The 22747-nt window shown below is 57.8% G+C and carries 16 protein-coding genes; 5 read left to right on the plus strand and 11 right to left on the minus strand.

Annotated features, from left to right (window positions below):
- Positions 1 to 30: 30 nt before the first annotated feature.
- The 4 genes from PAE68_RS21580 to PAE68_RS21595 all read right to left on the minus strand — a co-directional run bounded on the left by PAE68_RS21580 (position 31) and on the right by PAE68_RS21595 (position 3341).
- The gene (locus tag PAE68_RS21580) at positions 31 to 822 is read right to left on the minus strand and encodes an urease accessory protein UreF (RefSeq protein WP_281890387.1); all 792 of its coding nucleotides are present in this window, start codon (positions 820 to 822) and stop codon (positions 31 to 33) included.
- 79 nt (positions 823 to 901) lie between these two features.
- Positions 902 to 2641: an urease subunit alpha gene (gene ureC, locus PAE68_RS21585; RefSeq protein WP_281890389.1), complete on the minus strand. Its 1740-nt coding sequence runs from the start codon at positions 2639 to 2641 to the stop codon at positions 902 to 904.
- Between the two features lie 4 nt (positions 2642 to 2645).
- Positions 2646 to 3014 (minus strand): urease subunit beta, encoded by a 369-nt coding sequence (locus PAE68_RS21590; RefSeq protein WP_281890391.1) that lies wholly within the window; start codon positions 3012 to 3014, stop codon positions 2646 to 2648.
- A gap of 18 nt (positions 3015 to 3032) precedes the next feature.
- Entirely contained in the window at positions 3033 to 3341 is a 309-nt protein-coding gene (locus tag PAE68_RS21595) for an urease subunit gamma (protein WP_281890393.1), read from the minus strand.
- Between the two features lie 440 nt (positions 3342 to 3781).
- Between PAE68_RS21595 and urtA the strand changes: the two genes are divergently transcribed.
- The 5 genes from urtA (at position 3782) to urtE (ending at position 8703) form a co-directional block, all read left to right on the plus strand.
- Positions 3782 to 4990: an urea ABC transporter substrate-binding protein gene (urtA, locus tag PAE68_RS21600; protein ID WP_397379545.1), complete on the plus strand. Its 1209-nt coding sequence runs from the start codon at positions 3782 to 3784 to the stop codon at positions 4988 to 4990.
- A gap of 103 nt (positions 4991 to 5093) precedes the next feature.
- Positions 5094 to 5999 carry an urea ABC transporter permease subunit UrtB gene (urtB, locus tag PAE68_RS21605; RefSeq protein ID WP_281890398.1) on the plus strand — a complete coding sequence of 302 codons (906 nt, stop codon included), beginning with the start codon at positions 5094 to 5096 and terminating at the stop codon, positions 5997 to 5999.
- A 27-nt stretch (positions 6000 to 6026) separates the two neighbouring features.
- Positions 6027 to 7157 (plus strand): urea ABC transporter permease subunit UrtC, encoded by a 1131-nt coding sequence (gene urtC, locus PAE68_RS21610; protein WP_281890400.1) that lies wholly within the window; start codon positions 6027 to 6029, stop codon positions 7155 to 7157.
- Positions 7158 to 7181: 24 nt separating this feature from the next.
- Complete coding sequence (gene urtD, locus PAE68_RS21615; protein ID WP_397379220.1) at positions 7182 to 7982, plus strand: urea ABC transporter ATP-binding protein UrtD; 801 nt, start codon at positions 7182 to 7184, stop codon at positions 7980 to 7982.
- Positions 7975 to 8703, plus strand: coding sequence for an urea ABC transporter ATP-binding subunit UrtE (gene urtE / locus PAE68_RS21620; RefSeq protein WP_281890402.1), 729 nt, complete (start codon positions 7975 to 7977; stop codon positions 8701 to 8703). The genes urtD and urtE overlap by 8 nt, the downstream gene beginning before the upstream one ends.
- A gap of 93 nt (positions 8704 to 8796) precedes the next feature.
- On the opposite strand, the gene PAE68_RS21625 is transcribed toward urtE, so the two are convergent.
- The 7 genes from PAE68_RS21625 to PAE68_RS21655 all read right to left on the minus strand — a co-directional run bounded on the left by PAE68_RS21625 (position 8797) and on the right by PAE68_RS21655 (position 22536).
- Positions 8797 to 9066 carry a hypothetical protein gene (locus PAE68_RS21625; RefSeq protein WP_281890404.1) on the minus strand — a complete coding sequence of 90 codons (270 nt, stop codon included), beginning with the start codon at positions 9064 to 9066 and terminating at the stop codon, positions 8797 to 8799.
- A gap of 248 nt (positions 9067 to 9314) precedes the next feature.
- Positions 9315 to 10826 carry a methyl-accepting chemotaxis protein gene (locus PAE68_RS21630; RefSeq protein WP_281890406.1) on the minus strand — a complete coding sequence of 504 codons (1512 nt, stop codon included), beginning with the start codon at positions 10824 to 10826 and terminating at the stop codon, positions 9315 to 9317.
- Between the two features lie 102 nt (positions 10827 to 10928).
- Positions 10929 to 11840 (minus strand): HPr(Ser) kinase/phosphatase, encoded by a 912-nt coding sequence (gene hprK / locus PAE68_RS21635; RefSeq protein ID WP_281890410.1) that lies wholly within the window; start codon positions 11838 to 11840, stop codon positions 10929 to 10931.
- A 72-nt stretch (positions 11841 to 11912) separates the two neighbouring features.
- Entirely contained in the window at positions 11913 to 13235 is a 1323-nt protein-coding gene (locus tag PAE68_RS21640) for an MEDS domain-containing protein (protein WP_281890411.1), read from the minus strand.
- A 171-nt stretch (positions 13236 to 13406) separates the two neighbouring features.
- Positions 13407 to 14039, minus strand: a complete 633-nt coding sequence (locus tag PAE68_RS21645) for a phosphatase PAP2 family protein (RefSeq protein ID WP_281890412.1) — start codon at positions 14037 to 14039, stop codon at positions 13407 to 13409.
- 78 nt (positions 14040 to 14117) lie between these two features.
- Complete coding sequence (locus PAE68_RS21650; protein WP_281890415.1) at positions 14118 to 14732, minus strand: PH domain-containing protein; 615 nt, start codon at positions 14730 to 14732, stop codon at positions 14118 to 14120.
- Between the two features lie 172 nt (positions 14733 to 14904).
- Positions 14905 to 22536: an S-layer homology domain-containing protein gene (locus PAE68_RS21655; protein ID WP_281890417.1), complete on the minus strand. Its 7632-nt coding sequence runs from the start codon at positions 22534 to 22536 to the stop codon at positions 14905 to 14907.
- Positions 22537 to 22747: the final 211 nt, after the last annotated feature.

Below are 22747 nucleotides of genomic sequence, written 5' to 3' on the forward strand. Positions count from 1 at the left end.
AAAATGACCCCCTGACGCTGCTCTGCAGCGTCAGGACATAAATAATCGTGAATAGAGTGCCTCATGACGCATCATAGCGATGTCCGTATACGGTGTGTTGCCAAAGCCAGCCTCCTGCGGGTCGAGCGCCGCTACCTCCCGCCAAGCGTCTCGGATGACCGGGAACAGCGCCGCGAACAGCCGCTGCCCCTCGGTCTGTCCCATCGACATGAGGCGCAGCCCACTGTTAATGCAAGTCATCGTGCAGGTGTACAGATAGCCCTCGGCCGCAGCCTCGAGCGGTGCACCGAGGCTGCGGCTCACCCAGCCGTGCAGCAGCGGATGCGTGCCGAGGCAACGGCCGCTCCGAAGCGCAGATGCTAGCGGCTCCCACTCGAAGCCGGGGTACACCGAGCTCGCCAGCTGATACAGCCTGCGGCCCATCTTGGCGACACCCTCCCTCGTCTCGAACGCCGCCCGCTGGACGTGTTGCCGCCGCTCAAGCTGCCACAGCTCCTCCCACGCCCCCTGCTGCGCGTACGTATACACAGCCTTCACGAGCAGCGCGTCAGACGGCGCCCAGCTGCTATGAAGCATCGTCACGATGTAGTCACGCAGCTGCTCCGGCTTGACGATCACCTCCTCCTGCACGAGCGTCTCCAGCCCGAAGGAATGGGAGAAGCCACCGATTGGAAGTGCCGAGTCGAGCCACTGGACATAGGATAGCCAAGAGAAATCCGCCTGCACATTCGATTCGGTCGGTCCGGTCGATTCATTACCGATATGTCGGCGTCCGACCTCCTCCAGTGGGCTTGCCGGACGGTTGTCCGTTCGCTGCTTCATGATCAGCCCCCTCCTTAGCTCGCGCATGCGAAGACTTGGCGGCAGCGAGCCGCCGCTTGAACCTTGGATACAGCCACCGCTAGAATAAGAAATACCGCTGCGCCATCGGCAGCTCCTTCGCTGGCTCACACGTGATCGGAACGCCGTCCACCTTCACCTCATACGTCTCCGGATTCACCTCGAGCTTCGGCGTCTCCCCGTTCAGAATCATACTCTTCTTCGTCACGCTGCGGCAGCCGCGAATCGGCTCGATACGCTTCTCGAGGCTCAGCTCCTGATGCACACCCAGATCGTATGCCGCCTGTGAGATGAAGGTGATGCTGCTCGTGAGCACCGCCTTGCCGAAGGCGCCGAACATCGGACGCCCGAATACCGGCTGCGGCGTCGGGATCGAAGCATTCGGATCGCCCATCTGGGCGAAGGCGATCATGCCGCTCTTGAGCACCATATCCGGCTTCACCCCGAAGAACGCTGGACTCCAGACGACCAGATCAGCCACCTTGCCGACCTCGACCGAGCCGACCAGATGAGAGACGCCGTGCGTAATCGCCGGATTAATCGTATATTTGGCAATGTAGCGCTTAATTCTGAAGTTATCTGTACCGGGAAGGTGCGCAGCAACTTCGTCTGCATTCACAGGCTCCAGCACGCCGCGCTGCTGCTTCATCTTATCTGCCGTCTGCCACGTGCGGATGATGACCTCGCCAACTCGTCCCATCGCCTGTGAATCCGAGCTGATCATGCTGAACACGCCCAGATCGTGCAGAATGTCTTCTGCCGCGATCGTCTCCGGACGAATACGCGAATCCGCGAAGGCAACATCCTCCGGAATGCGACTGTCCAAGTGGTGACATACCATCAGCATATCGAGATGCTCTTCCGCTGTATTAATGGTAAAAGGACGTGTCGGATTCGTCGATGACGGCAGCACGTTCAACTCCGACGCAATGCGAATAATGTCGGGCGCATGGCCGCCGCCCGCCCCTTCGGTATGATACGTATGGATCGTACGCCCGCCGATAGCACGGATCGTATCCTCTACGAAGCCCGCCTCATTCAGCGTATCCGTATGGATCGCCACCTGAACGTCATATTGGTCCGCGATCGCAAGACACGTATCGATCGACGCGGGGGTCGTCCCCCAGTCCTCATGCAGCTTCAGCCCGATCGCCCCGGCCTCGACCTGCTCGACCAGCGGCTCGGGGAACGAAGCGTTGCCCTTGCCCGTGAAGCCGAGGTTCATCGGGAACGCCTCGGCCGCCTCCAGCATCCGGCTCATGTGCCACTTGCCGGGCGTACACGTCGTTGCATTCGTGCCTGCAGCCGGACCCGTACCGCCGCCGATCATCGTCGTCACGCCGGACGACAGCGCCGTCTCGATCTGCTGCGGACATATATAATGAATGTGAGCGTCGATGCCGCCAGCGGTAATGATTTTACCTTCACCTGCAATAATCTCAGTTGAGGCCCCGACGATCATATTCGGATGAACGCCGTCCATAATGTCCGGGTTGCCCGCCTTGCCGATGCCGACGATGATTCCGTCCCGCAGACCGATATCGGCCTTCACAATACCGGTATAATCAATAATGAGCGCATTCGTAATGAGCGTATCGAGCACGCCATCCGCACGCGTGTGGTGGCTCGACTGCCCCATCCCGTCGCGGATAACCTTGCCGCCACCGAACTTGCATTCGTCGCCGTACACCGTATAATCGCGCTCGACGACCGCCCACAGGTCAGTATCCGCCAGACGCACCGCGTCCCCGACCGTCGGGCCGAACATCATCGCATATGCGCTTCGTTCCATCTCCGCCATCGCTCTAGCCCCCTTCCTCTTCCCAAGCCTCGAGCCTGCGACGCAGTTCGTCTGTCTGCTGCCCAGGCAGCGCTTCGCCCTTCGTCAAGCTGTTCAGTCCGTAGGAGACTCTGCTGCCGCCTAGCTCAGTTAGCGTAACCGCCTTCTCCTCGCCCGGCTCGAAGCGCACAGCCGTCCCGGCCGGAATATCGAGCCGTCTGCCGAACGCCAGCGCACGGTCGAACCGCAAGCCCCGATTCGTCTCATAGAAATGGTAGTGGGAACCGACCTGCACGGGACGGTCTCCCATGTTCGTCACGATCAGCTGTACCGTCGACTTGCCTGCATTTATTGAAATCGTCCCGGAGGCCGCTCTAATTTCGCCTGGTATCATCGTTATTCACCCCTTCAATTAGGCATGCCGAATCGGCTGATGCACCGTCACGAGCTTCGTCCCATCCGGGAACGTCGCCTCGACCTGCACCTCATGGATCATCTCCGGTATGCCCGTCATCACCTGATCCGCGGTCAATATCGTCGTCCCGTATTGCATCAGCTGGGCAACGGTCATCCCATCACGGGCGCCCTCCATAATCTCGGATGTAATCAGAGCAACGCTCTCCGGATAATTGAGCTTCACGCCCCGGTTCAGACGTCTTCTGGCGAGGTCGGCCGCCACCGTAATGAGCAGCTTCTCCTTCTCCCTTTCTGTCAGGTTCATGTCACACCCCCCAAACACGAATAATTAAGTTTCTTGACACTGATTATATTCGTCTTTAGACCAAAAGTAAATGTTTAATGTCAATATTTCTGACAGATAATCCATCGTTTTATGTATGTTTCACGCATCACACTACTTGAATATGTCTACTCAGTCCTTCCCCAACGTTCAACATCTCAAAAACCTAACACGAATTCAGGTGTGCTTAAAATTTATATGTTAAGTATATTGACACAACAGTGACATTTGAATATGATGAGTCATGTGAAGCTCAGTTCAACACCTGCAAGCCACAAGGCAACATGCCAGAAGCGTAAGCTTCCTTACCGCACATACCCTAGCGGCAGCAGGCACCCTTAGACAAAATTCGAGAGACAGGGAGTGGTCGTATGAACAGCACCAACAAGAAGAAGGGTCTCACCGCATTACTCGCCGTAAGCATGTCATTCACTGCACTATTGGCAGGCTGCGCTACAGAGAAGCCAGCATCAACAGGTGAAGCCACCTCCTCGCAAGCCGCACCGGAAGGCGACACCGTACCTGTAGGCGTCCTCCACTCGCTGACCGGCACGATGTCCATCAGTGAAGTATCTGTCCGCGACGCTTCGCTCATGGCGATTGAGGAGATCAACAAGGCAGGCGGCCTGCTCGGCAAGCAGCTGAAGCCAATCGTCGAGGATGGCGCATCCGACTGGCCGACGTTCGCTGAGAAGACGAAGAAGCTGCTGCAGAAGGATAAGGCTGTCGTCATCTTCGGTGGATGGACATCCGCAAGCCGTAAGGCGGTGCTGCCGGTCGTCGAGCAGAACAAGGGATTGTTCGTCTACCCGGTACAATATGAGGGTTTGGAATCATCTCCTAACATCTTCTACACGGGCGCAACAACGAACCAGCAGATCGTCCCTGCCGTAACATGGCTGCTCGAGAACAAGGGTAAGAAGTTCTTCCTGCTCGGCTCGGACTACGTCTTCCCTAGAACGGCGAACAAGATCATCAAGGAGCAGCTGAAGGCTGAAGGCGGTACCTTGATTGCTGAAGAATATACACCACTTGGACATACGGACTACAATACTATTATTAGCAAAATCAAGAAAGAAAAACCTGACGTCGTCTTCAACACACTGAACGGAGACAGCAACGTCGCCTTCTTCAAGCAGCTGAAGGACGCAGGGATTACGACGAAGGATCTGACGACACTGTCTGTCAGCATCGCCGAGGAAGAAATTCGCGGCATCGGTGCCTCCGTCCTCGAAGGCCACTACGCAGCGTGGAACTATTTCCAGACGACCGACACGCCGGAGAACAAGAAGTTCGTCGAGGCGTACAAGGCGAAGTATGGCGCAGACCGCGTGACTGACGACCCGATCGAGGCTGGATATTTCGGCGTCTACGTATGGGCGGAAGCAGTGAAGAAGGCGGGCTCCTTCGACGTCGAGAAGGTGAAGGCTGCTGCCAAGGACATCGAGATTAACGCGCCAGGCGGCAAAATCAAGTTCGACGGCGAAAGCCAGCACGTCTACAAGACAGTACGCATTGGTGAAATTATGGCCAACGGCCAGTTCAAGGAAGTATGGAACTCCGGCAGCCCTGTGAAGCCGGACCCGTTCCTCAAGACGTACCCTTGGGGCGCCGAAGTGACCAAGAAATAATCGCACTCCTTACATCTTAAGAACGTAGCAATCATGTCGGCTGGGCTGCCTGATGGGAATACGGGCAGCCCTGCTTATTTTGTGAACAAAGGAGGTCAGCCTCATGAGCCTATTGCTCTTACAGCTATTCAATGGCATCTCGCTTAGCTCTATTCTGCTCCTGATCGCGCTCGGACTCGCCATTACGTTCGGACTCATGAACGTCATCAATATGGCACACGGCGAGTTCATTATGATCGGCGCTTATATGACGTATATGATTCAGCAGCTGTTTCAGAAGCTGCTTCCGGAATCCGCCTTCGGCTATTATTTCATTCTATCGCTCGGTGTCGCCTTCGCCGTCGCGTTCACAATCGGCTGGCTGCTCGAGACGACGCTCATCCGCTACTTGTACGGTCGCCCGCTCGACAGCTTGCTCGCGACCTGGGGCGTCTCCCTCGTGCTGCAGCAGGTGGCGCGCTCGATCTTCGGCGCACCGAACGTCGCGGTCACCGCACCAGCTTGGCTCGATGGCGGTCTTGCGATCAACGACGAGCTCATGCTCCCGTACAAGAGACTATTCATCATCGCACTCGTCGCGATCAGCATTCTCGTCATCTACCTGTACATGTACCGTACGCGGGGCGGCCGCAACATGCAGGCCGTCATGCAGAACCGCGGCATGGCTGCCTGCCTCGGCATCTCGACACGCCGCGTCGACGCACAGGCGTTCGCCTTCGGCTCTGGCATGGCCGGCATCGCAGGCTGCGCGCTGACACTGCTCGGTCCGATTGGACCGTCGATCGGCACCTACTACATCGTCGACGCCTTCATGGTCGTCGTACTCGGCGGCATCGGCAAGCTGATCGGCACCGTCGTCGGCGCACTCGGCATCGGCGTGCTGAACACCGCATTCGAGTACAGCACGAGCGCCACGCTCGGCAAGGTCATCGTATTCACCTTAATTATCGCCTTCCTCCAATGGAAGCCATCCGGTCTTGTGACGATCAAGTCGCGAGCGCTGGATTAGAATTTTACAAGGAAAGGAGTCACTACTATGATGCTTGCACCTTCTAATGTGAAGATCAAAATTGTACTAAGCGTCGTGCTCATCGGCCTGCTGCTGCTGGCGCCGACGGTACTGTCGGAGTTCCGACTATCGCTACTGGGCAAATTCCTCGCCTACGCCGTGCTCGCGATGGGGCTAGACCTCATCTGGGGCTATACCGGCATCCTAAGCCTCGGTCACGGCGTCTACTTCGGCCTCGGCGCGTACTGCATGGCGATGCACCTGAAGCTGACCGCCTCGGGCGGCGAGCTCCCCGATTTCATGTCCTGGAGCGGCGTCGAGAAGCTGCCTTGGTTCTGGGCACCGTTCGAATCAGCCACCCTCGCACTGCTGCTTGCCATACTCGTACCGATGGCGGTCGCCTTCGTGCTCGGCTACTTGACGTTCCGCAACCGGATCAAGGGAACGTTCTTCTCGATCCTGTCTCAGGCACTCGTCATCATTACCGTCACACTGTTCATCGGGCAGCAGGGCTACACCGGCGGTACGAACGGACTGACGAATTTCGATACGTTCCTTGGCATTCCGCTGGGCGATCCCGCAACGAAGCTGGGACTGTACTACGCAACCGTCGGCATTGCCGCTATCTCTCTTGTGCTGTGTCTGTGGCTCGCCTCTAGCCGTCTCGGTAAAATATTGGTCGCGATCCGCGACGCTGAGAACCGCGTCCGCTTCATCGGCTACAATCCGGTGACGTTCAAGGTGTTCATCTACTGCTTATCCGCAGCGTTCGCCGGACTCGCTGGCATACTGTTCGTACTGCAGGAGGGCATCATATCGCCGGCGCAGATGGGCATCGTACCATCCATCGAGATGGTGCTGTGGGTGGCGATTGGCGGTCGGGCAACTGTGTTCGGCGCTCTGATCGGCGCAGTCGTGACGAATTCAGCGAAGACGATGTTCAGTGAGGCGTACCCGGAATGGTGGCCGATTATGCTCGGCGGCTTGTTCATCATCGTTGTTCTGTTCTTCCCCAAAGGCATTGTCGGCACGATCACCGACCTGTTCCAGCGCTGGAAGCCGCGCAAGCTGCAAGCTCCTGCCGCAGTCAGTCTGACAGGCGCACGAGCCTCAGCTTCCACCGCTGCATACGGAACGACCGACTCGCGTAAATCATAGGTTCTCGGAAGGGGGAATAACGAAATGGCAATGGTATATACGTCTACACCGTCCGCACAAGCTCGTGCCGAAGCGCCGCTCATTCGAGTCGAGGAGCTCGAGGTCGACTTCGACGGGTTCAAGGCGATACGGAACCTGAACTTCTCTGTCCGTTCAGGGGAGCTCCGCTTCCTGATCGGACCGAACGGAGCAGGCAAGACGACGCTTCTTGACGTGCTGTGCGGCAAGGTGAAGCCCTCGAAGGGGCACGTCCTCTTCAAGGGACATATCGATCTGACGAAGTATCAGGAGCATCAGATTGCTCAGCAAGGGGTGGGCAGGAAATTCCAGGCTCCATCCATCTTCGGCACGTTGTCGGTCCAAGAGAATATGCTGCTGTCTATGCGGCAGAAGCGCGGATTGCTCAGCTCCCTCATTACGAAGACCCGTCCAGAGCAGAAGGAAAAGCTGCATTATTATCTCGACATGATCGGACTGACCGGCCAGGCTCAGGAGCGCGCAGGCGCACTCTCCCACGGCCAGAAGCAGTGGCTCGAGATCGGGATGCTGCTCATCCAGGAGCCGGAGCTGCTGCTGCTCGACGAGCCAGCGGCCGGCATGACCGATAGCGAGACCGAGAAGACAGGTGAGCTGCTCGTACGTATCGCCAGCAAGCAGACGGTCATCGTCGTCGAGCACGACATGGACTTCGTGCGCCAGTTCGCCGAGACGGTGACGGTCATGCATGAGGGCTCTGTTCTTCGCGAAGGGTCGATGGAGGACATTCAGAACGATGAGAAGGTAGCAGAGGTGTACTTGGGACGGCGAGGTGAGCGGCATGAGTAACGCAACAGGAACAGGACAAACATTGACGTTATCTGGAATTGAGGCTGGCTATGGAGAGAGTATGGTGCTGCGCAGCGTACAGCTGAAGGTGGAGCCCGGTCAAGTCGTCTGCCTGATGGGCCGCAACGGCGTCGGCAAGACGACGCTGATGAAGACGATTATGGGTCTCATCAAGCCGCGCAGCGGCAAGGTTGTCTACGGGGACGCAGACATTACCACAGCTCCGCCCGACCGGCGGGCGAAGCGCGGCATTAGCTATGTGCCGCAGGGGCGGGACATTTTTCAGCAGCTAACGGTAGAGGAGAACATCCGGCTCGGTCTCGAGGCCGCCTCCGCCGAGAAGCGCAAGGCTGGCATACCACCTCACGTCTACGAGATGTTCCCGGTGCTGAAGGAGATGCTGCATCGCAAGGGCGGCGACCTGAGCGGCGGCCAGCAGCAGCAGCTGTCCATCGCCCGCGCCATCGTCTCCGATCCCGAGCTGCTGCTGCTCGACGAGCCGATGGAGGGCATTCAGCCATCGATCGTGATGGACATCGAGAATGCGATCGCCTCCATTAAGGCGGCTGGTCGAACGTCCGTTCTACTCATCGAGCAGAGCCTCGCCTTCGCCACGTCGATCGCAGACTATTACTACGTCATCGACAAGGGCACGGTCGTTGCTGAGGGCAAGGGCGCGGAGCTGAGTGAGGAGCAGATGCGCAAGCATTTGGCCGTATGATCAAGATGCAGCGTGACGCAGTACGTGACCGCCTAGCCATGACGAAGCGAAAAGGATGAACTCCGCACCCACATGCGAGGTTCATCCTTCTTTTTAGCAGCAGCTATCCGCCCCCACCATTACCAATTGGTCATTGTCCACGTCAAGCGTGAGCTTCTTGCTTTCTTCCATAATCTTCCGTTCAATTGCAACAGGTATACCATTAATCACTGTCGTTATATCACTTTGCTCCAGCTGCTCCAGAACAAGTCCCATCTTAGGTCCGCTGCAACCCATACCGTCAAAAACTACCCGCATTCCATTCACTTGATGCTCGTCCAGTAACGCCTGGATTGCATCTCTTGCTGCCGAAGTAATGATCATGCTCTATCTTCACCTCCCTTCAGTCTATTCAAATACTCCGTCTACATATCAGTACCTATTAATATGTTCATCATATTAGTACCTTCTAATGTATTTGTCAAATAGTTCTCTGGGAGATGGTCGAGGCGACCATCTAAGAACCGCAAAGAAGCTCCCCATGTACCTACAGCAGGGGAGCTTACACGTGACTTCGATGCAGCATGTTAAACCAAGACCCTCCGAGACGTGACGTTAATCCAGACACCACTCTACTCCACTGACAGATCTAATCCAACAACCCCGATCCGACGACCCGATGCATCTGTGATCGCAGCGGCAATCGTCATACACGGGCGCTTCGTAATCGCCGAAATGTAGATGCGGGAGACGTACGTCCCTTCGCGCATCGCGCCCTGCCACCAATCACGGTGCTTCGCATTGAGTAAGCCCGCCTTCGGCTCAGAGAAGATGAATGTCCCGTCCTCGCGGTTCGACCAGATCGCTTGAATACCAGCGTTGCCCATCATGTATGCCTTGAGCAGCCGCTCATGCAGATGCAACTCCAAGGACTGAATGCCAGGCTCCGCTGCAATGCTCTTCACGAGCGCGACGAGCGCCTCGACCTGCTGCGAGGAATGTCCACTGCCTTCGCCGAGTTCTCCGCTCTCCTGCAGCGCGCTGCTCAGCTCCTCCGCATCCTTCAGCAAATTGTCGCTGACTGCTCCCAGCTCCTCGATCTGCTCTCTCTGCTTCGACACATATTCGAGCGTATGATCGAGGTCGCCGATCGTCTCGCCGATCGTCCCAACCGCCTGCTGCAGCCCGTCCGCTGTCACATGGATCAGCTCGGCCTGCCGGTGGGCGAAGTCCACTGCTTGCCCGACGATCGAATGAACGTCGATCACCTTGTCGTAGATGAGCTCTAGCCTCTGCTTCACTTCCATAATCTCATCCAAGCCCTGCGCCACCGACTCCTTCTCCTTCTCGACCGAGGCGACGACCTGGTTGACGCCTTGCGTGACATTGTCGAGCAACTGCGAGGAACGGGCTACCGCCCCCTTGCTCTGATCGGCAAGCTGACGAATGCGCCCTGCGACGACGGCGAAGCCTCTCCCCGCTTCACCCGCACGCGCCGATTCAATCGAGGCGTTCAAGGCGAGCAGCGACGTCTCCTCGACGATGCCGACGAGATCCGCGTTCATCGCTTCAATATGGCTAATGTAACGGAGCAGATCCTGAATGTTGTCCCACATCATCTCGTTGGACAGCTTCATCTCACCCATTACACGATCCGTGCTCTGCAAGTCCTGCACAATCTCCATCACCACATCCTTCGTCCCCGCAACCTGCTGCTGCATGCCATCAGACAGACGCTGAATGTGCGCGGTGAGCTCGGTGACATCGTTCATCATAACGAACGCTGACTCAATATGGTGCATCGCCGACGTACTCCGTGCGCGCAATCGCCCCTCCTGCCGCTGCGTATCGTCCGCCGTTCGCTGCAACCCTTGGCTATGCCGGTTCACTTCCTCCATCGCCGCGCCGAGACGATCTGCGGCAACCTGCATATCGTAGCTCATCGCGCGCAGCCTCTGCTTCGACTGCTCGAGCTCGCCCGAGAGCTGTCGCCACTTGCCAGCCAGCTTCAGCAGCAAGAGTCCGAGCAGCAGCATTCCTGCCGCCAGCAGCGCCTTGTACCACCAGATCATTGGTACGAGCATCACTGCGACGAGCACAATTCCCCATATTCCAGCCATTCGGATCGACATCGTTGTCCCCATAGCGTCACCTCTTGTGTATGTCATGTTTCCTAACATTATATCAGCACAGGGGGCAGAAAGAAATCAATACAACAAAAAAAACACGAGCTCATCGCCCGTGCCTCAGTCGTCGCTCTGTAGTCGCTTCATAAAATCTTCAGCCGCGCTGTAGCCCTGTTGCCGCAGGTACCAATTGTTCGCCGCCGCCTCGACCAAGCCGGCCACGTCCCTTCCGGGCTGCAGCTGAATCTCGATATGTGGAATCTTAATATCCATATACTCGGTAAATTTGGGCTCCAGCTCAAGATCGTTGTTCAACGCATCGTCCTGCCACTTCGACAGCTCGATATCGAGCACGATGCGCGTCTCGTCCTGGAACGCCTTACGCCCGTACAGCCGCGAGACGTTAACGAGCCCGATGCTGCGCAGTGCGAGGAACTCCTTCGTCTTGCCGTTGTGCGTGCCGAGAATCGTCTCCGGCCCAATCTTCTTCAGCACGACGATATCGTCGGCTACGAGCCGGTGTCCGCGCCGAATGAGCGTGTGGGCCGTCTCGCTCTTGCCTACACCTGACTTGCCCCGCAGCAGAATGCCGATTCCCGACACGTTCACGCACACGCCATGAATCGCGATCTCCGGAGCGAGCGCCTTAGCAAGGAACGAATCGACCAGCTCGAGAAAGCGGTACGTCGGATGGGAGGTCCGCAGCAGCGGGATGCCCTCCTCCTCGCAATACTTCGTCAAATATTTAAGCCCCTCCTGATTGCGAGTCACGACGAAGCAAGGCGGGTGATACTTCACCATATTGCCAATGCGCAGGTTGCGGTCCTCCTCGCTCATCTTGTGCAAATACGTGATCTCCTTGCGGCCGAGCACCTGAACGTGGGCGTGTGGGAAGTAGTCGAAATAACCAACGAACTCCAGGCCCGGACGGTTCGCACGCGAATGCGGTATTTCCCGATGAAGCTGAGTATTTCCTGCCAATATTTCCAGATTAAAGCGCTTTACTAAATCTTGCACCGTTACTGATTTCATATCGGAATCCTCCTGATCGTGGCATCTTGACATCAGCTACATTCTTAACGAAGGGCGGCAGAAGATACGTCACTAGACTGCCTCTTCGCCGTCAGCCGCTAGCTCCAGCGGCAGGTCTGCGTACACGATGGTCCCCCGATGAAGCTCGCTCTCTATTCGAATCGTACCCCCAATATGATCGAGCAGCTTCTTGACCATGTACAGACCAATGCCCTGTCCACTCTTATCCGTATTCGTCTTCTCATACTTGAGGAACAGCTTGTCCAGCTGCTCCCGCGACATTCCCGCCCCTGAGTCTTCGATGACAAGACGTATGCGCCCCCCCTCGTGGAACGCGCTCAAGCGAACAGCACCGCCCTCCTCGCTGTACTTGATCGCATTGCTGAGCAGGTTCGATATGATGAGCTTCAAGCCGATCCGATTGCCCTGAAGACGCTCTGAAACAAGCTGTACCTCCGACTGCAGCTGGATGCTTTGCGTACGTGCCTTCGTCTCCATCACAGCTACTACCTGCTCGACAATCGGACGAATCTCGATCATCGACTTCGTCCACAGCGCCTCCGAGGATAGCATCTGCTCAGTATTAATGATATGCGTCACTTCGTTATCGATGACTTCGACATAATCCATGATCGCCCGCAGCTTGTCTCCCTTCGCTGGGTCCAACTCCTGAGGCAGCAGCATCGAAGCATAAGCCTTAATGACCGTAAGCGGATTACGCACCTCGTGCGACACCACATGCACAAAGTCCAGCTTCTGCTTGTAGAAGTCAACCTCCGACTGCATCCGAGTATGGACGGACAGCGAAGGAAATACGATTTGGCGTTCCTTATTCGCGTATAGAGGAGAACGGACGAGCGCCTCATCCGTCATGAAATATTCGTGGCTTCGCAGCATCCGATTTTGTACGAAAGCGGAGAGCGAGTCGCTGTTATAGGCGCATACAGCAAGCATCCGCATCTCTTTCACAGATTGTCTGCACGCGCATTCATACACTTCCAGCTGTCGAAAAATATCATCTTGGTCCTCCCAGATGACATGCCCCCATGACCGGACCTTCTTCTTATTTAGCACCAACGGCTCGAACAGCTCCTCCAGATTAGCCAGTACCTTGTCGGAGTCAAACCGGCCATACTTGCAGTAGAAATCACGGCTATCTACGAAATAAATAAGTGATAGCTGCTCTTCATCCAGCTTCGCCGACAACCGTTGCAGAATCATGTCACGATGCTCCTCACTATCTACAAGCACGACATGCTGCCCAAGCTGAATACCTGTAAGCAGGAAGGCTGCTGCGTTGTCCGCATAGCCCTCCTTCGACTCGTATGTGTACAGGATGTGCGCACCGGAGGATACATCTATATGTTCGGTTAAAGAAATCGTTCGTTGCTTCAAGGCTGCACTCTCCTGATCTATGAAAGCCATAAATGACTACATGTTGTCGTATCTTATCGAGTTCGACACACAGGAGACCATTCCTTTTTTTCATACAAAGGATTGTCAGCAGCACGGAAAAAGAAAATCAGCCGAACATCATTCGGCTGACGACCCTCCCTCAGCCCAGCTCTATGCTCCGCAGTCACCAGACTCGGGCACACGCTTGCCGAGCCGACCACGCGCATACGCAGCCAAGGCAATACAGAGCAGTCCAGCCGCATAGCCGGCGGCGATATCGGTGACGTAATGAACACCGTAGTACAAACGAGCGTAGCCGATCATCCCGATGAGGACAGCTCCCGCAAGCAGAGCCAGCGCTCTGGCCCACACAGGCGCATATTGCCAAATGATATAGATAAGGAAGCCGTATAAAGCGATGCCGACCGTCGCGTTGCCGCTCGGGAAGCTGTAGCCGTCCGCCTCAATCAGCTTGTCATGCACGGGACGCACCCTGGCGAACATTGATTTCAGCACCTGGTTCAAGAGCAGCGAGGTGACGACTGTACTGACTAGCAGCACTGCATCCTTGCGCTTGCCGAGCAGCCACACCGCCGCCGTCATCAGCAAGGTCACCGCGGCGAAGCCAGTCGTGGAGCCGAGCTCATTGATGCTCTTCCACAGCATATGCTGCTCAGGCTCTCCCCCTTGCCGCACAAGCTGCTGCACCGCCGCATCGAGGCCGTTCGCTCCTTCCTCCGGCACGGTAATAGCCAGTATGATGAATAACAGCGCGCAGATCGCCGCCACAGTTAATGCTTTCATTCGTCTCCAACCTTCCACTAAGATAAGCGCATAAGAAGGCCCGGATCGCCGTAGGCAAGCCGGACCTTCTGTAATGCTCTACTGATTGATATATCTCTCGAATACGAAGCCGAAGTCTTTCACCGCATATTGCTTGCGGGCATCGACGAGCCACTGGAACGCCGCTTCGTTGATCGACTTGAACTGGTGCGCGGCATCGCCTTCCTTCACGGATGCACGGCCGAGCGCTGCAGAAGCGAGGTCCAGACTGAGACGGGCATAATCAAGCGTCTGCTCGTTCTCATGAGTCAGCTCGGAGATCTTGATCAGCGACTTGTAGAGGTCCTTCAGCTCCTCCAGATGCTTCTTATGTACGTCGATGGAGAATGCAGAGGAGCCAATCGTGAACTTAATCTCAACATCAAGGTCCACCGTACCGGCCGTCTCCAGCAGCACGTTCGAGATCGTGCTCGAGCTGTAGCTGTAGCGGCGCAGCATCCGCTTCTTGCTGACCGCGCTCGTGCCGTCCAGGTGGATGAGCGCCTTGTTCGTGAAGCAGTATTCGTCCGTCTTCGATTTGATGAGGAAATAGATCTTCTCCCCGTCCTCATGCATCACATAATCGTCCGCATCGACCTTATCGTAGTCCTGCCTCTTGATCACTGAACCTACATCGCTAAGCCCCAACAGATCTGACGCTACCTTACCGAACATTGACAATCGACCTCCCCATAAGTACAACGTTATGAATAGTTTAACATTAATTGGTTACGGGAAGGAAGAGCATTCGTTTCATCAATCTTTCCCCACCGCCCCTCTCCGTGAAAAAAAAGAAGACTCTCCCCAAGAGCCCCTGCGCTCTTGAGAAGAGTCCTGCCTACTGGCTTCAGCTCTTGCGCCGCAGCAAGCGACTGAGCACCGCCGCCGACTCCGCGCGAGTCGCGCTGCCGTCCGGCACGAACGCCTCGGCCGACTTGCCCTGCACGAGGCCGAGCTTCACCGCGAGCGCGACGTGCTCCGCGGCCCAGCTGTCGATGTGCTCGCGGTCCGCGAACACCTCAAGCACGGACAGGTCGCTCTTGCCGACGACTGGTGCAGTCTGACCGCTCTTTGCCTGCTGGTATGCATACGCCCTGCCGATCATGACCGTCATCTGCTCTCGGGTAATCGTCGCATCCGGTGCGAAGAGACCGCCCTCGAGACCATTCACGAGGCCAAGAGCGACACCGCTCATCACCTCGCTGTAATACCAAGCATCCGGTAATACATCAGCGAAGGTTGACTCCGGCCTCGCAGCAGAGCCTACGCCCGCTGCCGCAGCGCTGCCGAGTGCGCGTACGAGCATGGCGGTGAACTCCGCACGCGTGACCGATGCATCCGGCTTGAAGGCGTCTGGCGCAGCGCCCTTGACGAGCAGCCTTCGCGCCATCCACTCGATGTCCGCACGCCCCCAATGACCGAGCGTATCAGCGAATCGATTCGTATAGCTCATCACTGCGTAGACAGCAGACTCCAGCTGCTGCGCTCGACCAGCTCCAGCGATCCCGGACAGCTGGGACGATGGTGACAGCTCCGTCAGCTGAACGGTGAAGCTGCCGCTGTTGTCCGATGCGTACGGGGCCTCGCTGTAGCCCCAAGCGTCTGCAGCTTCGGCATAGCGATACAGCGCGTGCGAGCTTGCGACCCACTCGGTACCATGAGCGGCTACCGAAGCCGCCTTGACCGTGCCAGGCGCTGCATTCGCCTGCTGCTTGCGGAAGACAGCCGTTAGCGGCTTGCCAGAGGCCAGCTTCACTGGCACAGCTTCAGCTCCGGTCTCCGCCGCATAGCCGTTCAGACGAATTCGCAGCATCGAAGATTCCAACTTCAGCGCGTCTGTCTGCTTCCGCAGCGACGCCACGTACGCCTTCTCCTGCTCTCCTGCAGCCTTCACAACCGTAAGCTGCACACGCGCCTTGTCCGTGAGCGTCGTCAGATCGACAGCACCAGCGGGAAGCAGCAGCTCCAGCTCAGACGTCAGCAGCTTGAGCTCCGCCTTCGCCTCCGTCAGTAGGCGAAGCGCCTGTACCGGCAGCTCCACGGACACTTCCTCGGCCTGCTCGGTCACTTGCACGTAGAGCGGCTTCGTGCGCCCCTCCGTCTTCAGCGCCTTCTCGACTGCAGCTGCACTGATCGTCAGCACGAGCGCCGTACCGCCGGAGGCTGTCTTGCGCTGCTCTGGCTTCACACCGCCGCCAACATCCAGCGGGTCGACAGGAGCATTCGGCACCCCACCTCCCGAGCCAGAGGATGACTCGTCATCCGGCTGCTGCGGCACTGGCTTCGGCTCCTGTTGCCCTGGCCAGCTCGCGGTAAGCACCGCTTCGACTGAAGCATTGCCCAGCCGGTCCGTCACAGCACCAGACAGCAGCTTCACAGCCGCCGTCTGTCCAGCGGGCACCGTCTCGTTCAGCGTCAGCACGATGGAGCTCGCCTCCGCAGGCGTCTGCCCCTGCTGTGCCAGTACGACCGCTGACGCCACCGCATTCGCCTCGCCGTTCACGAGCATATGAGACGTATCGCCCGAGCCTATCACCGGCTCATTGAACGTAATGCGAATGAGACTGCCCGCTCCCTCCACTGTCGCCTTCAACGGCTTGGGACCAGCAGTATCCAGCTCGGTAACCGTGAAGCTCTGCTTCGCCTCCGCCGTCATCGTCCGATTCGCATAGCTCTTGAACGACGGCTTCACGATCATCTCATAGCTCGCACCTGCAGCCAGAGGCGTTACCGGGGTGAATCGGATGACGCGGGTCAGCATCACGCCCGCATGATCCGGGTCTGGCTCCGGCAGCAGGAAGCTCGCCGTACCTTCCACGAACGTCGTGCCGTCCCCAGACAACGTCCGCAGCTTCACTGCGCCTTCTGGCATTACGCCGGCCTGCACATACGTCGACAGCTTCAGATCGACATAGCTGCCGCCTGCATAGGTGACGCCTGTCACCGACTCCAGCTGCGGCGGCGACAGCCGCATCAGATTCGCATCGACCTCGGTATGCGGCGGCGGCACATCGAGCTCGGCGCTCTCCTTCGGCTCGTAGCCCTCCTTGCTCCACTGCACCTTCCAGCGGCCCGGCGGTACGTCCCAGCCGTAACGCCCGGCCTCATCGGTTGCTTGCGGGTTCACCTGATCGTATTCAGCAGCGTTCCACGTCTCCCACTGATTCGTCTGTGGATTCAGGAATAGCACGACCGCCTTGACGCCCTCGACCCTGTTGCTTCTTACGCCTTCATACACATAGCCGCTCGGATCGTAGATCCAGCGCGGGTCTGCGACCTTGCGCCCCTTGTCCCGCAGCTTCCGCTTCTTCTCGAGCTCCTCCTCGTTACACTCGTTGTAGCCGGAGCCGACCTTATCGATCTGCTCATCGACGTACTTATCGATCTTCCCGGTCACGACACCGGCTGCCGCACCGACAGCCGCACCGGCCGGACCGGCCAGCGACATCGCCGCCGTGCCCGCACCAATGGCCGTCTTCGCCACCTCGCCGAGAACTAATGCGGCCAGTGCCTTACCTGCTTCTCTCGCTGTCGTCGGCATTTCGGCCAAGCAATCGAGTCCGTTCTCGACGTTGTACATGAGCTTGTTGACTTTTTTGGAATAGCCCATATAACTCTCGTACTGACCCTTAATATCCTTGATCTTCCCGTGCGGCTCCATCACGTCGACCTTCACGTCCATGGCGAACTCCGACATCGCGCCCCAGCCCTCACTGCTCTGCCAGGACAGCGCACGCACCTTCGACGACGACTTCTCCGTCAGGCCCGCGAGCGACGGGTTGTCGCCGAACAGCAGCTTCGCTGGAATATAGCCGGTAATGCGGCTTGCGATCGACTGCTCGGTCTCCTCCGTCGTGTAGCTGCTGCCGAATACGGGCAGACCGCTTACCTCGACCGCCGCCACATCATCGGTCGTAGGCACGTAAGACGATTGCGGCTTCACCGTCATCGTGAACGTCATCCGAGCCTGCTGCTGCGGGAACGCTAGCACCGTTCTGCCTGTATACACCCCGTCCTTCAGCGCATACGGCTCGACCTCCTCTACGACGAAGTCGCGCATCCCAAGCGGCAGCGATTGACGCACCTCGTCGAGGCTCGGCATCGTACCGTCATATGCATAAGGCTTCGTCTTCACATCATAATCGACATAGATACCGCCCAGCGCAGCGTGAGAGGTAGGCAATATAGCGCGGAACAGCGCTCCCTCTCGCACCGCTGTCACCGGCTCTCCGAGCTGGCCGTCCACATACACCCGCACCGACTTCACATCGTCCGGCTTCGTGAATTCAAGATCGAACTGGAACGGGTTACCAGGCACCACCGTATACGGCTGCCGAGATATCGTCTTGCCCGCCTCGATGGTCATCCATCTGCCGTTCGGCGCTTGCGCCATCGCCATACGCAGCAGCTGTGGACCGTCCGCATCATATTCAACATAAGCGGTCTGCGACTGCAGCTGGATGCCTCCCAGCTCTGTGCTCGCGCTCAGCGCATGCACGCTCGGACTGCCGAGCTCGGTCAGCTCGATGACGGCCTGCCAATAGCCGTTCGCAGCTGCGGTCGCACTGCCGACGAGCACCTTCGAGTCGTGGATCATCACCTTGCTGCCAGCTGGTGCGAAGCCGCTCACGACAGTGCTTGGCGCTGACAGACGCTCCGGCGCCTGGATCGTCACGCCCGGCACGTCGAGATTGACCGTACCGATCGTCTCCTCGATCTGAACACCGTCAAGCTTCGCCTGGATGCGCGCAGCCGCAGACAGCGTGCTGCTCTGGAACGTAGACGACACTTGCAGCTTATAGGTGACAACGCCCGACTGATCCTTCTTCAGATCGCCCAGCGGCACGAGGACGCGCCCCGCTTCGATGACCGCGGGTCCACTGCCGCCCGTCACCGCTGCCTCTCCGCCCATGCCTGTCACAAGAGACATCCCTTCCGGCACCTCAAGCTGCAGCCTTGTATCTTGCGCCGTGGCCGCATGACTGTTGCGGTAGCCGACCCGGAAGACGACCGTAGCGCCCGGTACGACCTCATTGGGCAGCGCCGTCACATAGTTGCCGCTTCGGTTCGTGAAGTACAGCGACGGGCTGAACGTCAGCTCGCCTAGCTGCTTGAGCTCGCGATCTGCAACCGAGAATTCGACAGCCGCATATTCGTACTTATTCCCCCGGCTATCGAGGATCGTCTTCGTGACCTCCATCCGGAACGTTCCGGCCCGCGGAATATTCAGGTTGAACGCATTGCCCGTGAAGCTATCGTCCCACGCGTTCGTTACCCATGTCTTGGCGCCGTTCGGCTTAATCTCGTAGATCGACGCAGCGAAGCGCGTAGGACCGGACGTATCGAACTGCCCCTGAATGCGCGCCCCCTTCTCCTCCAGCCGCAGCTCTGCGGTCGCATTCGACTGCGCATCGAGCGTCGCCTCCTGACATACCGTGTAGGTCGCATAGATGAAGCCGGTGACGCACACCTCGACCGGATGACCGGGAAGCCCATGGAATGCCATCGCATTGGAAAAATAACTGCGCATCCACCCGCCGGTCCGTGTGTGAACGGTCGTCAAATAGTTCCGTTGCTCGAGATTGACAGGTCCCTCCCACTCCGTATCCAGCGCCTTCTCGTACACTTTAAGGTTAATGATGCCCGTCTCTGGCTGGCGTACCGGAATGTCCAGATACGTCGTCTTGCCCTGCTGCACATGAGCGATCACCGGAACGGAGGAATAATGATTCGAATATTCCGCCGCCTCCAGTGTAACCTCTCCTTCGAACAAGGTAAGCCGGTACGTACCGTCCAGACTCGTCTTAGCCTTCGTCACGACCTGCTTGCCACGGAAGGACTGCACAGCTGTCACATGAGCATTGAATACCGGCTGTCCGGCCGGATTGACGACCTTGAACACGAGATCGCCCTTCGCAGGCTCCACGAGCGTGATCACATGCTCATTCACACCCTTACCCAGCCTCACCTTCACAGGAGGCACAAGCTCATACTCCAGCCCCTCGAGATTAACCTTCAAGGTGAGCTCCTGATCCATCCGCAAATCATCGATCAGCATCGTCCTGCCGTCCTCTTGCGTCGACACCGTCGTCAAGTAACGCTGCTCTCCATCCCACAGCTCGACCGACACATACTTGATCGGCAGTCCCATCGAGTCCACGAGCTTCACGCGGAGCGACGCCGTCATGACGATCGGCATCACCGCATCCGTCGTTAATCCGGGATGTATGCGAAGCTGGTCGAGCCGACCGAGCTCGAAGCGATAATCGGATGTGCGCAGGACTGCCGTATAGCCTTCACCATCACGCAGGCCGTCCAGCACAACCTCCCCTGTATGATCGAGCGCTCTTGTCTCCTGACCGTAGCTCGGATGACTGATGGTCAGCATAGACCCTGCCAGCTCACTTCCTGTGGCGCCAGTGAAGCTCAGCTTCAGCGAGCCGCTCACATTAACGGGCAAGCCGAGCGCTGCAGCTGACTGCGAGCTGCCGCTGCCATCGGTCAGCTTCACCTGTATGCTAGTCAGCTGGGCCGTGCCGTCAGGCAGCCGGTAACGCCCCTGGTAGCGACCGACTGTGCCTGCGACTTCCGTCATGCCTACCGTATCGTTCTTGATCGTCTGCTGCCCGTTCTCCCAGCCGAGCGTTCTAACCTCCGCCTGCGCGGTACGCCCGGAAGCGCCGACTGCCTGCAGCACAACGTCCGTACCGGCTAAGATGACAGCATTGCGCCTCTCTGCCTCCCAGCTCACGAGCAGCTGCGGCTCGACCGGACCGCCTCCTCCCTGCGGCTTCCACGTATGCGTTAAGCCCATGTCGTTCACATGGTACTTGTGATCGACGGCATCGACCGCAAGCACGACGTCGATGCCCGGCTTACCCTCCAGTCCCGTGTACGTATACGTACGGGGAGCTCCGGCTGATACGAAGGCTTCATAGACGCCATCGCGGTACAGCTGGTAGCCTGCGATTCCTTCCGTGTCAGACGCCTCCGGCCAGGAGACCGTCACACTGCCCGCTCCTGCCGCCGTTGCCGTAATCGACGCACCGCCCGGCCACTGCGGAGCGGTACCGGCTGAAGCAACGAAATAATCATAATAGTCGAACTCAACACCCGCGAAGCTCTCCCTATATTTCGAGAAGAACGACACGCTCTGGCCGCCGTCCCCGATGTCTGGTCGCAGCGTCGGCGTCAGCAGCGGCTTCGACGCATTCGGCACGTGCACCTTGGCGACAGAGCCGTTCAGCAGGTCGGCAACGAATGCCTCCGACAGGTCCAACTCCCCTTGCTCCTCATCCGTCTCGTAAGCGACATAGCGACCATTCGGACTGATCGAAGCATGTCGGCTGTCCACCTGATGCTCCTGACCGTTCGGCTCCATCGAGATGCGACGGTACTCCTTCGTGGCAGCATCGTACACATAAATATCCGTGCTATCGTTCGTATCAACTGTATTCGGGTCCAACTCTGTCACATGCGTCGTGAACACCACCCGCTGACCGGCTGCATCCATCGCGGGATGCGTCCCCTCTGCCAGCACCTTCAGCTTCGCGCCCGCGCTCACCTGACGATCGTACCAATAAATATGCTCGATCGAGGAAGGATCATATTCCTCCAGCAGCTGCGCATCCGACACGAAGGCAAGCTTGCTCCCGTCGGCGCTTATCGTCGGCCCCCAGCTGGATTGGCTATAGCCAAGGCTGCCTGAGATCGGAACGCTGATGCGCTCCACACGCAAGCCGGCATTGCCCGCCTGCCGGTCGTATACGAATACGTCCCGGCTGTCATTCTGGTCGTCAGCCGTCACGCCCTTCGCCTCGGTATCGAAGGCGACATAACGGCCGTCCGCGCTGATCGATACATAATCACCTTCACGAAGACTGTACGACGACGTCGATACCTTCTCATTGATCGGCTCCAGCACATCGTCCTGTCGATCGTACACATAGACCTTCACCTTGCCGCTAGCGAGGCTCTCCGCATACGAATACACGACATAGCGCGCATCCGGCGTCATGTCGTAACGAACGATAGAGCCTTGCGTATCCGGCGTGCGCACAACGGCGCCTGAGCCGGTTAGTCGATCATAGACGGTGACGATCTTCCTTGAGGCGGGCTGCGTCTCCGTGCCAATCTGGAACTGCAGCAGCGCCACATACCGCTCATCCGCGCTCATACGCGTCACCGGATCATCCAGCGAAGCGAAGCCTGAGGTGGCAAGCCCCTTGTTCACCTTGCTCAACAGTCCCCAAGATAATGCAGCTGTGCTCAATGCCCCCTGTAGTCGTGCTGCGGCCGGGCTGCCTATCCCATAGACCGCCTGCTGAACCGCAGGTTCACCTCCACTTCCTACTACTTGACTTCCATTGCCCATTGCGCGGACATCTGCCCCTGCTTGCGGCAGCAGACCGCTAAGCAGCGCGGCAGACAGCATGCCTGCAATTGCGCTGCGGCCCTTCCGCTTCCAGCTATGTAGCATTGTAACATCTACTCCTTTTCCTTCTGATACGCTATGTATCAGTATAACGGCGATGTTCTTATTCGTTCTAGTGGGTTTTCACACACTTTGTAAAAATATTAATTGCACGTCTAGCAGACTTGTCATTACGCAGCATTTTTGCAGAAAAGGTATTGCTTTTATGCCGCCATGGGTGTATAACTATTGTATAAGGTTTGTATAAACTTTCTAA

This window comes from Paenibacillus sp. YYML68, from assembly GCF_027923405.1.
Taxonomy (GTDB): domain Bacteria; phylum Bacillota; class Bacilli; order Paenibacillales; family NBRC-103111; genus Paenibacillus_G.